The organism is Chryseobacterium camelliae, from assembly GCF_030818575.1.
Taxonomy (GTDB): domain Bacteria; phylum Bacteroidota; class Bacteroidia; order Flavobacteriales; family Weeksellaceae; genus Chryseobacterium; species Chryseobacterium camelliae_A.
In genome coordinates this window covers 3,381,815-3,394,562 of the sequence record NZ_JAUTAL010000001.1, presented here as the reverse complement: position 1 = coordinate 3,394,562, position 12,748 = coordinate 3,381,815, and the positions used below count along the sequence as shown (strand labels likewise).

Here is a 12,748-nt window from a genome sequence, read left to right as displayed (position 1 = left end):
ATAACACTCGGAATATGAAAATAAAACATTTGTTAGGAACATCCGCAATAGCACTTTCTGTAATGGCATGTACAACCAATCCTATTACAGGAAGATCTTCCTTGCAGCTGGCTAATAATTCTGAAATAGCCACGATGGCTGCACAGGAATACAAAACTACATTGTCCAAATCCAAAGTGATCACCGGAACTGCAGATGCCAGAAGAGTAGTTAATGTAGGAAGCAGGATAAAGGCTGCTGCCGAAAGATATTATCAGAATATAGGAAGGTCTGCGGATCTGGCTAATTATAACTGGGAATTTAACCTTATTCAGAGCAACGAGCTGAATGCGTGGTGTATGCCAGGTGGTAAAGTAGCTGTATATACAGGTATCCTGCCGATTACTAAAAACGATAATGGCCTTGCAGTTGTTATGGGCCATGAGGTATCCCACGCTCTTGCAGGACACGGTAATGAGAGGATTTCCCAGGCCATGGTAGCACAATACGGCGGAGCCATTCTGGGCGGAACTATTTCTAATGCGCAGTGGGCGAGCGTTTTCCAGCAGGTGTACCCGATAGGTTCGCAGGTGGCATTATTAAAATACGGCAGAAACCAGGAATCAGAAGCTGATGAAATGGGATTGTACCTAATGTCTATGGCAGGCTACGATCCTCGGGAAGCAACCGCATTCTGGGGAAGAATGGAAGCAGCGTCCAAAGGAAGCAGGCAGCCGGAATTCTTGTCTACCCACCCGAATCCTGAAACCAGAATTTCAGATATTCAGAAAGATTTACCAAAAGCTCTGGAGTATTATAAGGCAGCCGGAGGAAAAATATAAATCAACAACAACACTTTAATCTATTCACGAAGTAAGCCTTATCCGGATCTTGATCTATGGAATAAGGCTTTCTTTTTCTTAACCAAAACAAACACATTATTATGAAAAGTTTATCAATTACAGGGATTGTACTTTTAGCCATATCGGCGTTATTGTTCTACCTTACTACAGATTTTACCGTAGAAAGAATTACATTGTCCCATGTTATGGGCGTTATGGCAGGAATTGGAATCGGTCTTATTATAGGCGGGATGGTAGGATACGTAAGTAAAGGAAGTGCAGTGAAGGCCGAAGAGAAAAGAAGAGAATACAAGCAGCTTCAGAAAGAAAAAGAAGACCTGGAAAAGCAGGCAGCAGAACTGGCCAGGAGAGAGGCAGAAATACAGGCTGAAGCTTCTTATAAAAATCAAAATCCTCAAATTTAATATTTGAGGATTTAATTTTTTATTGATAGAAGGATATGCCTTAAAACTTATATCCGAGTCCTACCATAAACAGGTTAGGTCGGTTATCATATCTGATCTCTTCACCGGATACCCTGTTGATGAAATCTCTGGAATCCTTGCTGAAAGAGCCTTCATATTTCGCGTTGATGATCAGGCTTTTAAGTTCAACCTGAGCCCCGAACTGGTAGCCTACCGTAAAGTTGTCTCTTGCATTTTCCCTGAAGTCATTGAAGGTATCTTCCTTGCTCAGGTTATAGCTGGCTACGGGTCCTACAAAGGCGCTCAGTGTATTACCTAAAAGGTTATATCCTAAAAGGACCGGAAGGTCTACTCTGTTGCTTTGGATATCAAATGTAGTATTGGACGCTGTAAACTCATTTTTAAAATGGGTATAATACAATTCCGGCATTACATAGAATGCCATAGGAATACCTACCTTCATGGAAAGTCCTACGTTGAAACCTGCGTTGTTCTTGCCTTCTCCTTCAACAGCCGTATTAACGGTACCTTTAATATTTTTCCAGGAAGGTGATCCGGTAGGAAAAATAAGGTTGGCTTTTCCTGCAAACGAAATCTGGGCAGAAGCAAACAGGGCTGCATTAATAAATGCTATACTAAGTACCTTTTTCATTGTCATCTAGTTTAGTGATTGTATTATCAATAGTTTTGTTATTCTCCAGTAAATATTCCCTTAATTCTTTAAACAACTCTGATGAATAAACGAAGTCAATCAGGTTTTTATTGCCGGCGGTAATCAGAATATCTTTATTTCCTTCCCATTCCTTGATTCCCAATCGTAAATAAACAATCTTTTCACCAATAGTCATTACAGAATTCATATCATGGGTATTGATAATGGTCGTTGTATTGTACTCCTTTGTAATTTCCAGCAAAAGATCATCGATGACATTGGATGTATAAGGATCAAGTCCGGAATTCGGTTCGTCACAGAACAGGTATTTTGGGTTATTTACAATTGCCCTTGCAATGGCCACCCTTTTCTGCATCCCCCCGGAAATTTCTGAAGGATATTTTCTGTTGGCTTTATCCAGATGCACTCTTCCGATGACATCAAATACCCTTTTCTTTTTTTCTCTGAAAGTTAAATTCGTAAACATATCCAATGGGAACATGATGTTTTCTTCTACTGTTAAAGAATCAAACAAGGCGCTTCCCTGAAATACCGTGCCAATCTCAGAGCGGAGATGTTGTTTCTCGTCCCTGGTCATTACATTAATATCTTTGCCATCAAAAAGGATTTCCCCTGAAGAAGGCTGGTATACGTTCAGCAGGCTCTTAAGAAAAACCGTTTTCCCGGAACCACTCTGCCCGATGATGAGGTTTACCTTTCCTTTATCAAACGTCGTTGAAATCCCCTTAAGCACTTCAACCTGATCAAAACTCTTTTTAAGATTTTTTACCTCAATCATCAGCTTAGTATTAACTGGGTTAAAATTAATTCAGAAATAATAATGAACACCATTGTCCATACCACAGCCTGGGTACTGGCTCGACCCACTTCCAGTGAACCTCCTTTAACAAAATAACCGAAATAGGAAGGAACGGAAGCAATGATAAAGGCAAATACAATAGTTTTGGTGAATGCGTAATAAATAAATAAAGTCGGCATATACATCTGAATACCGGTAATGTAGTCATTCTCAGTCCAGTTACCCGTTAAGATCCCGGCAAGATACCCTCCGGCAATACCGAATACGATGCTGATGGCAATAAGCAGAGGATTGAATATCATACAGGCCACAATCTTAGGGAGTACCAGGAAATTGGGTGAATTAACCCCCATAATATCCAGGGCGTCAATCTGTTCGGATACCCTCATGGTTCCGATACTGGATGCAATATAAGAACCCACTTTTCCGGCCAAGGTCAGACTGATGATGGTAGGAGAAAACTCCAGAACCAATACCGCTTTGGTCGCATATCCTACAAACGAAGGAGGAATAGGAAATGAAGATGCATCAAAATTGTTAAACATCTGAATAGCAACTACCGCACCTACGAATATGGAAGTGAACACTACCAGCCCAAAAGAATTGACCCCAAGATCATTGATTTCCCTCATGAAGAGTTTCCAGAAAACTTTCATTTTCTGGGGCTTCTGAAGAGATTTGCCCAAAAGGATCATATATTCTCCTACGGCTGTAAAAAACTTTTTTAACATATCGCTAAATTAGACTTTTTTTATTAAAGCTTTATTCATTTTGCATTTTTATCTCCCGTGATGACCAGTACCACGGTCTTCACAATAATCACCATATCCATGATGAAACTCCAGTGCCGTACATAAAAGGTATCGGCCAGTACCCGTTTGTTCATTTCCACCTCAACATCCCCGGAATCACCCCGTAAACCGTTTACCTGGGCAAGCCCGGTAATGCCCGGGCTTACCATGCTCCTCAGGCTGTACCTTCCGATTTTGGGTTTGTAATACTGGTCAACAGCCAGCATGTGAGGGCGGGGTCCCACTATGGACATCTCTCCCTTCAGTACATTGATGAACTGAGGCATCTCATCCAGGCTGGTCTTCCTGAGAAGGCCACCGAAACGGGTAATCCTGCTGTCATTCTCACAGGTTGTACGGATTGCTGACTCATCATTCACCACCATAGTCCTGAATTTGATGCAGTTAAAAACCTCTTCATGAAAGCCGTATCGCTTCTGGATGAAGAATACCGGGCCTTTTGAAGTCATTTTAATGATGAGGGCAATGACCGGAAAAAGCCATGAACAGATAAGTACCAAAATAAGTACCGAAAAAACAATATCAAAGATTCTTTTTAAAAGAAAATTCGAAAAATAATCCAGAGGGTACCTGGCCTGGTTAAGGACTGGCTGAGTCTGGATATAACCGAGGTCATGCAGGAGGAAATCACTCTGCGCAATGCTGGGAACAAGGGAGATGTGTACCTTGTTGTTTTCCGCCAGCTTAAAGACCTCTTTTTCGGTATCTTCGCTAAGGGAATTCTCCAACGGAAGGAATACAGTGTAAATTCCGTTTTTTTTCCAGAAGCTGACCAGCAATTCGGCATTAATTTCCGTACTGCCGTAATCAAAAATCTTATAACCATAGTCTTTCCTTTCGGTAAGAATATTTTTAAGTACTTCTGTGGCAGCATTTTCATCCAGAAACATCACATTTCGATGGTTGATACCCAGGCTCCTCAGGTATTTTATTGCAAAGAAAATAAGGGACTTCACCAGAAAAATAAAGCAGAAAAGATATAAGGAAAGCCAGTATACATCCGAATTAAAGAACGTATTATAACTTACTTTACTGATCAGCAGGATACCGAGGATAAACAGCAGGCAGTGAATGAACAGCCGTTCCAGAAACAGGGTATAGGTTAGGTTCCTTGCGATATTGTATATTTTTGTCCTGCCGCTTAAAAGCATCCAGAATAAAAATAACAGGATCAGGGAAAACATATTCTGATACCAGGTCTCCTGATTGTATTTCAGATGTTCGTTCCTGCTCACAAAAAAGAATATAAAGACCGATGCAATAACCAGAAGGTCAAGCAAAATAATAATCGATTTCACATATCTCGAATATCGAATTCTCTGCATCTAATTCTTTTAGCGATACGAGGAGCTAATGTACGTAATTTTACGGGATATTCAGATATTTATGGGTCTGAACTGAAGCCTGCCACCGCGGGTGGGCCAGAATAAAATCGGTAATTTTAGGATACATTTCGTCGCGCTTGCTCCATTCACTCTGGAGGTACAGTTTACAGCTTTCAGAAACCCGGGCCGCCTGTTCTTCGGCAAAAATAAAGTCATGCTGATTGAAAATAATGACTTTCAGCTCATGGGCTTTCTGGTAGATTTCCTCTTTCGGCAGGCCGGTCTTTTTCGGTGACAATGTAATCCAGTCCAGTTGTCCGCTCATAGGATACGCTCCTGAAGTTTCAATATGAATCGTACATCCCAGGGATTTTAACCTTGAAGTAAGGATATCCAGATTCCACATCAGTGGTTCACCGCCTGTCAGCACAATGGTTTTGCAGTGGGCTGCTGCCGTTTCTGCAATTTCTTCCGCGTTCATCAATGGGTGAAGGTCGGGATTCCAGCTTTCCTTTACATCGCACCAGTGGCAGCCTACATCGCAGCCACCCAAACGGATGAAATAGGCTGCTTTTCCGGTATGTGCCCCTTCTCCCTGTAAAGTGTAAAAATGCTCCATTACGGGGAGCATTTTACCTTCTTGCAATAAAATATTTTTTTCTTCGCTGTTCATTATCAATTTAGTCGTTATAGACTGAGGTCTTATAGGCGAGGATGGTATTTTTCATCAGCATGGCTCTGGTCATCGGACCTACTCCTCCTGGAACAGGCGTGATCCAGCTGGCTTTTGCCGCACAGCTGTCGAAATCCACATCTCCCGCAAGGTAATATCCTTTCGGAGAATCGTCATCTACTCTGGTAATTCCTACATCCACAATTACGGCTCCTTCTTTAATCATATCTCCCTTCAGGAAGTGAGGATCTCCGAGTGCTGTAATTACGATGTCCGCTTTTTTGGTATAGGCTTCAATATCTTTCGTATAAGAGTGCGTAAGGGTAACGGTAGAGTTCCCCGGGAAATCTTTTCTTCCCATCAGGATACTCATCGGTCTTCCTACAATCTTACTTCTGCCGATAATCACACAGTCCTTACCTTTGGTTTCAATATTGTAACGCTCCAGAAGGGTTAAGATCCCAAATGGGGTAGCAGGCAGGAAGGTATCCATTTCAAGGGCCATTTTGCCGAAGTTTTCCGGATGGAACCCGTCAACATCCTTTCTGGGATCAATAGCCTTGATGATCTTTTCCTGATCGATCTGATCCGGTAGAGGCAGCTGAACAATAAATCCGTCCACTGCTTTGGATTTATTCAGCTCATCGATTTTTTCCAGCAATTCAGCTTCTGAAACCGTGCTTGGAAATTTGATGAGGCTGGACTGGAATCCTACTTCCTCACAGTCTTTTACTTTACTGTTTACATACGCCTTGCTGGCTCCGTTGTTTCCTACAAGAATAGCCACCAGATGCGGTGCCCTCCTCTTACTCTCAAGGATCTTTTCAACCTCCGCCTTAATTTCCGCTTTAATTTCTTTGGATACTTTCAGTCCGTCAAGAATTTCTGCCATTGTACTTTTTATTACTTTTTATTTAGATTTTAGGATATTTATCCGGATTCTGATGGGTACAGAAAACAGACAGGATGTAAATTATTTTTTTCTTCTTCATCAACTTCATAGAAAATAACGTAGGAAAAGTTCTTCACAGGAAGAGCCCTAACCGGTCTGAACCTTTTTTTGAAAATAAGGGTTTCTCAAAATATTGCTTATAGAAACATCTATTTGCTTATTAAAACTTTTAAGTACCTTAAAAGAGATATTGGCATAATAATCAGTTGCCTCTTCAATATCACGTTCTGCAGTCGGCAAGAATTTATAATCAAAGTCCATATTTGGCCCTGCTTCTTTTTAAAGACTCCTTGCCGTCCACCGTTTCAGACCTGTCCTGCTTTAGTGCATCATCCTCATTTTTTTCAAAGCTGATCTTCGTCCTTTGCAGAAGATTTTCCATAAAGGTCTCTTCTTCCTTATTTTTCAGATGTATTGTTATGGTGCTCATTTCCTTTAATTTTAATCAAAATTAATGAAAATATGCAACACTTACTTATTTGCTTTATAATAGTTAATTAAACCATTGGTTGAAGAATCATGAGAGCTTACTGCTTCATTACTTTCAAGTTCCGGTAAAATTTTATTGGCCAATACTTTCCCTAATTCCACTCCAAACTGGTCAAAGCTGAAAATATTCCAGATCACTCCCTGAACGAAAATCTTATGCTCATATAAAGCAATCAGTTGTCCAAGTGAAAATGGGGTTAATTCATTGAATAATATGGAGTTGGTAGGCGTATTTCCGTGGAAGACCTTGTAATTCAGCAAGGCATCGATTTCATCGTCAGATTTTCCGGAGCTTCTGAGTTCTGCTTCCACTTCCTCTTCTGTCTTTCCGAAAGCAAGAGCTTCGGTCTGGGCAAAAAAGTTGGCCAGCAGTTTATCCTGATGGTCAGAAACTTTGTTCGGGCTTTTGGCATAGGCGATAAAATCTGCCGGGATCAGTTCTGTTCCCTGGTGGATCAGCTGATAGAAGGCATGCTGCCCGTTTGTTCCCGGTTCACCCCAGATGATCGGCCCGGTTTCATATTCCACAAATTCACCATTTCTGTCTACGCACTTTCCGTTACTTTCCATATCTCCCTGCTGAAGGTAGGCGGCAAAGCGGTCCAGATATTGGGAATATGGAAGAATAGCATAGCTGGTAGCGGCATAAAAATTACGGTACCAGATTCCTAAAAGTCCCATCAGAACAGGAATGTTTTCAGAAAACTCCGTGTTACGGAAATGCTGGTCTGTATCTGAAGCCCCTTTCAGGAGCTGCTCAAAGTTTTCATACCCTACTGAAAGCACAATGCTCAGTCCGATAGCACTCCAGAGTGAGTATCTTCCGCCAACCCAATCCCAGAATTCGAAGATGTTTTCTTCTGCAATCCCGAATTTTTTAACTTCCTCCACATTGGTGGATAATGCTACGAAATGTTTCGATACGTCTTCCTGCTGACCTTTTTGAAGGAACCAGTCCTTGGCAGAATTGGCATTCGTCATCGTTTCCTGTGTGGTAAAAGTCTTGGAAGCGATGATAAACAAAGTCGTTTCAGGATTGAGGTTCTTTACCACTTCAGCGATGTGGTTGCCGTCAACATTGGAAACGAAATGAGCGTTTAACCTGGTCTTGAAATGTTTCAGTGCCGAACACACCATTACCGGACCCAGGTCTGAGCCACCGATTCCGATATTCACCACATCCGTAATCTCCTTTCCGCTGAAACCTTTGTGCTGCCCGGAAATAACGCTTTCGGAGAATGATTTCATGTGATCAAGCACTCTTCTGATCTGCGGCTTGATGTTTTCCCCGTCAACCAGGATTTCCTCATCTGAAAAATCCCTTAAGGCTGTATGAAGGACGGCCCTGCCTTCCGTTTCATTGATCTTGTCGCCGGAAAACATTTTAAAAATGGCATCTTTCAGTTGGCATTCCTCTGCAAGGTTGAGCAGTAATTCTTTCGTTCTTGCATCAATAAGGTTTTTAGAATAATCAAACAGGAAATTGTTTTTCTTAATGGAAAAATCTTCAAAACGGTTTTCGTTATACTGGAATAGGGTTCTCAGATCAAAATCATTATTTTCAAAATGTTCCGTTAACGCTTTCCAGCTTTCCGTGTGAAGAGGATTTATTTTTGACAGCATAAGTAAATTCTGTTTTAAGATTGAGCATTCAATGGGTGACGGAATGTCTACCGGTTGAAATTAAAATGCAAATTTACGGAAAATTGAACGGATGAAAAATTTTAGCGGATAATTTTAAATGGTTAATTTTAATCAATATTCATCTGTAACCATGCTTAATAGAAGAAGTTTTATCAAAAAGTCCGGAATAGGCTTAGGATATTCCTTATTACCAGGTTCTGTAAAGTTTTTATCACCACAGGATTTTATTTCCCGCAGACCGGAAGTCGGCAAAAGAAAATTCATCTCAAAAGAGGTGGAGAAAACGATACGTTCTGTAAAGAAAGTGATTGCCGATCCGGAGCTGGCCTGGATGTTTGAGAATTGTTTTCCGAATACACTGGATACCACTGTCACCTTTTACCATAAAAACACTAAGCCATATACCTTTGTCATTACCGGTGATATAGATGCGATGTGGCTCCGGGATTCTTCAGCGCAGGTATTTCCTTACCTGAACCTTGCCAATGAAGATGAAAAACTGAAAAACCTTTTGAAAGGTGTCATCAATAAACAGATTGAATTCGTGCTGCTGGATCCTTACGCCAATGCTTTTTATGATGATCCAAGTAAAATCAGCGAATGGAAAGATGACCGCACCGAAATGAAACCCGGCATCCATGAACGAAAGTGGGAAGTGGATTCTTTATGCTATGTTATGCGGCTGTCCTATCATTACTGGAAAGTAACCGGAGATGCCTCTGTATTGGATGAAGATTGGAAAAGAGCTATGGGTCTGATTGTACAGACGTTTAGGGAGCAGCAGAGAAAAAATTCGAAAGGGCCGTACCACTTCCAGAGGGCTGACGGGAATCCTCTGGATACACAATTTGCCGGCGGATATGGAAATCCAACCCAAAAGATAGGGTTGATCCATTCTATGTTCCGGCCTTCCGATGATGCTACCTTTTATCCGTTTCTTATTTCTTCCAATATGTTTGCAGTCGTGTCCCTCAGGCAGACCGCAGAAATCTTCAATGACGTTTTTAAGGACCGGTCTATGGCAAAAGACTGTATGGACCTCGCAAATGAAGTTGATGCAGCAATCCGTAAATATGGAATTTTGAAACATCCTGAAGCAGGCAGTATTTACGCCCTGGAGATAGATGGCTTCGGAAATGCCCTGTTCATGGATGATGCCAATGTACCCAACCTGCTGTCAATTCCTTATTTAGGATATGCTTCCGGGGAAGATGAAGTATACAGGAATACGAGGAAGTTTTCTCTGAGTAATGCCAATCCCTGGTTCAGTACAGGAAAATTTGCAAAGGGGATCGGAGGTCCTCACATAGGTGAACATAAAATATGGCCTTTAGGCCTGATTATGCAGGCCCTGACCACAGACCAGGAGGATGAGATCATCTATTGCCTGAAAACATTAAAAGCCACACATGCCGGAACCGGCTTCATCCATGAATCTTTTGACGTGAACGATCCCGGAAATTTTACGAGGTCTTGGTTTGCCTGGGCCAACACTCTGTTCGGCGAACTGATCCTTCATCTTTATAAAACCAGGCCGGGTCTGCTGCGCATGAAATTCTGAAATTATATCAGATGCCGCTATAACCTTCAGGTTTTTTCTGAAGGTTATGGGAATAACGTAATTGATGAGATCCGAACGAAAATTTACTCAGAGATCGTTTTTTGAATTTTCCTCGCTGGCTTTCTTCTTTTTATGAAGACAAAAATAAGTAAAGCGATAACCCACAGCGGCCAGATGGTCATCAGCAATACAATGATTTTCTGGATCAGATAGCAACCTTCGGCAAAAGCATTTTTCATGCTGTATATAAAACTGATCCTGTATTTATTGTCAATATGGGTTGTATTGGTAACCGCGATTTCCGAAACCCGGAGCTTGGGCTCTCTGATGAAAATGTCAACGGTGCTGTATTTGAGGCGGTCTGTAATATCCATATTAGCTAGTTGCTGCATATTATCCTCAGACATATTCTCGTCACTGAGCTTCACTTTGTCCTTGCTGCTTTTGAGTTCGGAAATATGATCAGCAGTGGTCTTCATTCTTTTTCTTTCAAGAGCAGCATACTGTATTTCCGCTGTAACATCTTCCGCACTGATCGTTCTTGAATTCAGGAACAGTTTTTTCGTGTTGATCAGCGTAAGGAATTCTCCGAGGTTAGCAGTCGGAATACGTACCTTCATTGAATTTTCCGTCTGGTATTTTTTAACGAGCATGGCATCCTTGTCGGACGTATTGTAGGTTTCTTCGGATAATACTGAGCTCTGCAAGTTGCTGTTGGTTACAAATCCGCCCATATCCTGAACGGTTTTTTCTATGGAGATGGTGGTTTCATATACATCCTGCACTTCCATATTCACGTCTGCGGTTTTTACGAACTGCTTATCCTTTACTTTCATGGTTGCTACCGAAGATATGCTGTCGGAAGTAACAGCGGCTGCAGAGTCTGCTGTGGCGGAAGCTTCATAATCTTTGCGGGCTGCTTCTCCCTTTTTACAGGAATATAAGCCTAATAGCAGAACAGAAGCCAGCGATAGTTGAATGCAAATGGTTTTCATAATGTTGATTTTTAAGGTTTGTCTTTTCCAAAGTTCAGGGTGAATCGTTTGTAAAGATTGAAAATCAAAGGCAAAAGCTTTGTAAAAAGAAATTCCGGTTCAATGGTTTGATATTAAGGGTTTTGTAAAACGTAGTATGAGGTAGGCATTGGTTTTCGGATTAATTTTTGCTACCTTTTAGGAATCAAACACAATCCATTTATTATGTCAAATACCTTTTCAAAAATCAGAAACGCAATAGAATTATTCCGGACTATAGATTTCGACCAGCTGAGTACCATTTCACAAAAAGTAAATCTGCCGAAGCTGATGGAGAATTTCTCCAAGCTGGATGATAAGCAGCTCAGCGGACTTATGAAAATGCTCGATCCCAATAAAAAGAAAAAAGAACTTCCGCCTATCGATGGTGACTTCTATGATATCTACCATACGCTAACGCCGGAACAAAGGGAAATCCAGCTGAAAGTAAGGGCTTTCATGGAAAAAGAGGTAAAACCTCTGGTAAACCATTACTGGCTAAGGGATGAATTTCCCCATGAGCTGATCCCGAAATTCCAGAAGCTGGATATCTGCGGGGTGACCTATGAAGGATATGGCTGCCCGGGAATGCCTTTCCTTATGGAAGGGGTGATTGCGATGGAAATGGCAAGAGTAGATGCTTCCATAGCAACCTTTTTTGGTGTGCAGTCAGGATTAGCAATGGGCTCTATCTATATCTGCGGATCTGAAGAACAGAAACAGAAATGGCTTCCACAGATGCAGAAGTTTGAGAAAATCGGGGCATTCGGACTTACTGAGCCTGAAGTAGGTTCCGGTGCAGCAGGCGGATTAACTGTTACCTGTAAGAAGACTCCGGAAGGATGGATACTGAACGGACAGAAAAAATGGATTGGTAACGCAACCTTTGCAGACCTGGTTATCATCTGGGCCAGAGACCTTGATGACGGAGAAGTGAAAGGGTTTATTATTGAAAAAGATAATCCGGGCTATTCCGTGGAAAAAATCAAAGGTAAGATGGCATTGAGAATCGTGCAGAATGGATTGATCACCTTAAAAGACTGCCTGGTAACGGAAGAAAACCGATTACAACATGCCAATTCATTTAAGGATACAGGAAAGGTACTGCGAATGACCAGGGCAGGCGTAGCATGGATGGCTACAGGCTGTGCAAGAGGTGCTTATGAAAGCGCTCTGGACTATACCCGCAAAAGAGAACAGTTCGGGAAACCGATCGCCTCTTTTCAGATGATACAGGGCCATCTTGTGGAAATGCTATCCAATCTTACGGCAATGCAGACCATGGTATTCAGGCTTTCTGAGATGCAGGATGAGGGGATTCTAAAAGATGAACACGCTTCATTGGCAAAAGTATTCTGTACGCTGAGGACCAGGGATATCGTTTCCAGGGCACGAGAGGTCCTGGGAGGAAACGGGATCCTGCTGGAGTATGATGTAGCAAGATTTGTTGCAGATGCCGAAGCGATTTACTCTTATGAAGGAACCAAAGAAATCAACTCGCTGATTGTAGGAAGGTCTATTACCGGATTCAGTGCATTTGTGTAGAGAAGAACAGGTGTTG

General features: G+C 41.7%; 13 protein-coding genes. 4 read left to right on the top strand and 9 right to left on the bottom strand.

Going from position 1 to position 12,748, the window contains the following annotated elements; genetic code table 11:
- Positions 1-14: 14 nt before the first annotated feature.
- Complete coding sequence (locus QE404_RS15515; RefSeq protein ID WP_307451979.1) at positions 15-821, top strand: M48 family metallopeptidase; 807 nt, start codon at positions 15-17, stop codon at positions 819-821.
- A 101-nt stretch (positions 822-922) separates the two neighbouring features.
- Positions 923-1,246 (top strand): hypothetical protein, encoded by a 324-nt coding sequence (locus tag QE404_RS15510; RefSeq protein WP_307451977.1) that lies wholly within the window; start codon positions 923-925, stop codon positions 1,244-1,246.
- Positions 1,247-1,286: 40 nt separating this feature from the next.
- Here QE404_RS15510 and QE404_RS15505 read toward each other — a convergent pair whose 3' ends face one another.
- The 8 genes from QE404_RS15505 to pgi all read right to left on the bottom strand — a co-directional run bounded on the left by QE404_RS15505 (position 1,287) and on the right by pgi (position 8,592).
- Entirely contained in the window at positions 1,287-1,898 is a 612-nt protein-coding gene (locus QE404_RS15505) for an outer membrane beta-barrel protein (protein WP_307451976.1), read from the bottom strand.
- Positions 1,882-2,697 (bottom strand): ABC transporter ATP-binding protein, encoded by an 816-nt coding sequence (locus QE404_RS15500; RefSeq protein ID WP_307451974.1) that lies wholly within the window; start codon positions 2,695-2,697, stop codon positions 1,882-1,884. The genes QE404_RS15505 and QE404_RS15500 overlap by 17 nt, the downstream gene beginning before the upstream one ends.
- Positions 2,697-3,449, bottom strand: coding sequence for an MlaE family ABC transporter permease (locus tag QE404_RS15495; RefSeq protein ID WP_307451972.1), 753 nt, complete (start codon positions 3,447-3,449; stop codon positions 2,697-2,699). Before QE404_RS15495 ends, QE404_RS15500 begins: the two co-directional genes overlap by 1 nt.
- 35 nt (positions 3,450-3,484) lie before the next feature.
- Positions 3,485-4,855, bottom strand: coding sequence for an exopolysaccharide biosynthesis polyprenyl glycosylphosphotransferase (locus QE404_RS15490; RefSeq protein ID WP_307451970.1), 1,371 nt, complete (start codon positions 4,853-4,855; stop codon positions 3,485-3,487).
- A gap of 40 nt (positions 4,856-4,895) precedes the next feature.
- Positions 4,896-5,528 (bottom strand): 7-carboxy-7-deazaguanine synthase QueE, encoded by a 633-nt coding sequence (locus tag QE404_RS15485; RefSeq protein WP_307451968.1) that lies wholly within the window; start codon positions 5,526-5,528, stop codon positions 4,896-4,898.
- Positions 5,529-5,535: 7 nt separating this feature from the next.
- Complete coding sequence (locus tag QE404_RS15480; protein WP_307451966.1) at positions 5,536-6,420, bottom strand: bifunctional 5,10-methylenetetrahydrofolate dehydrogenase/5,10-methenyltetrahydrofolate cyclohydrolase; 885 nt, start codon at positions 6,418-6,420, stop codon at positions 5,536-5,538.
- Positions 6,421-6,730: 310 nt separating this feature from the next.
- Positions 6,731-6,910, bottom strand: coding sequence for a hypothetical protein (locus tag QE404_RS15475; RefSeq protein ID WP_307451965.1), 180 nt, complete (start codon positions 6,908-6,910; stop codon positions 6,731-6,733).
- 41 nt (positions 6,911-6,951) lie between these two features.
- A complete protein-coding gene (gene pgi / locus QE404_RS15470; RefSeq protein WP_307453987.1) occupies positions 6,952-8,592 on the bottom strand; it encodes a glucose-6-phosphate isomerase in 1,641 nt (546 codons plus the stop codon).
- A gap of 151 nt (positions 8,593-8,743) precedes the next feature.
- Here pgi and QE404_RS15465 point away from each other — a divergent pair, with 151 nt between their 5' ends.
- Positions 8,744-10,174 carry a glycoside hydrolase family 125 protein gene (locus QE404_RS15465; RefSeq protein WP_307451963.1) on the top strand — a complete coding sequence of 477 codons (1,431 nt, stop codon included), beginning with the start codon at positions 8,744-8,746 and terminating at the stop codon, positions 10,172-10,174.
- A gap of 83 nt (positions 10,175-10,257) precedes the next feature.
- Here QE404_RS15465 and QE404_RS15460 read toward each other — a convergent pair whose 3' ends face one another.
- A complete protein-coding gene (locus QE404_RS15460; RefSeq protein WP_307451961.1) occupies positions 10,258-11,169 on the bottom strand; it encodes a DUF4349 domain-containing protein in 912 nt (303 codons plus the stop codon).
- Between the two features lie 204 nt (positions 11,170-11,373).
- On the opposite strand from QE404_RS15460, the gene QE404_RS15455 reads away from it, so the two are divergent.
- On the top strand, positions 11,374-12,732 hold the full coding sequence (locus tag QE404_RS15455; RefSeq protein ID WP_307451959.1) for an acyl-CoA dehydrogenase family protein: 1,359 nt from the start codon (positions 11,374-11,376) through the stop codon (positions 12,730-12,732).
- Positions 12,733-12,748 lie beyond the last annotated feature (16 nt).

What these genes read in the sequence shown, in the direction of transcription:
- QE404_RS15515 (WP_307451979.1), top strand. Translation starts at nt 15, where the DNA reads ATGAAAATAAAACATTTGTTAGGAACATCCGCAATAGCACTTTCTGTA.
- QE404_RS15510 (WP_307451977.1), top strand. Translation starts at nt 923, where the DNA reads ATGAAAAGTTTATCAATTACAGGGATTGTACTTTTAGCCATATCGGCG.
- QE404_RS15505 (WP_307451976.1), bottom strand. Translation starts at nt 1,898, where the DNA reads ATGAAAAAGGTACTTAGTATAGCATTTATTAATGCAGCCCTGTTTGCT.
- QE404_RS15500 (WP_307451974.1), bottom strand. Translation starts at nt 2,697, where the DNA reads ATGATTGAGGTAAAAAATCTTAAAAAGAGTTTTGATCAGGTTGAAGTG.
- QE404_RS15495 (WP_307451972.1), bottom strand. Translation starts at nt 3,449, where the DNA reads ATGTTAAAAAAGTTTTTTACAGCCGTAGGAGAATATATGATCCTTTTG.
- QE404_RS15490 (WP_307451970.1), bottom strand. Translation starts at nt 4,855, where the DNA reads ATGCAGAGAATTCGATATTCGAGATATGTGAAATCGATTATTATTTTG.
- QE404_RS15485 (WP_307451968.1), bottom strand. Translation starts at nt 5,528, where the DNA reads ATGAACAGCGAAGAAAAAAATATTTTATTGCAAGAAGGTAAAATGCTC.
- QE404_RS15480 (WP_307451966.1), bottom strand. Translation starts at nt 6,420, where the DNA reads ATGGCAGAAATTCTTGACGGACTGAAAGTATCCAAAGAAATTAAAGCG.
- QE404_RS15475 (WP_307451965.1), bottom strand. Translation starts at nt 6,910, where the DNA reads ATGAGCACCATAACAATACATCTGAAAAATAAGGAAGAAGAGACCTTT.
- pgi (WP_307453987.1), bottom strand. Translation starts at nt 8,592, where the DNA reads ATGCTGTCAAAAATAAATCCTCTTCACACGGAAAGCTGGAAAGCGTTA.
- QE404_RS15465 (WP_307451963.1), top strand. Translation starts at nt 8,744, where the DNA reads ATGCTTAATAGAAGAAGTTTTATCAAAAAGTCCGGAATAGGCTTAGGA.
- QE404_RS15460 (WP_307451961.1), bottom strand. Translation starts at nt 11,169, where the DNA reads ATGAAAACCATTTGCATTCAACTATCGCTGGCTTCTGTTCTGCTATTA.
- QE404_RS15455 (WP_307451959.1), top strand. Translation starts at nt 11,374, where the DNA reads ATGTCAAATACCTTTTCAAAAATCAGAAACGCAATAGAATTATTCCGG.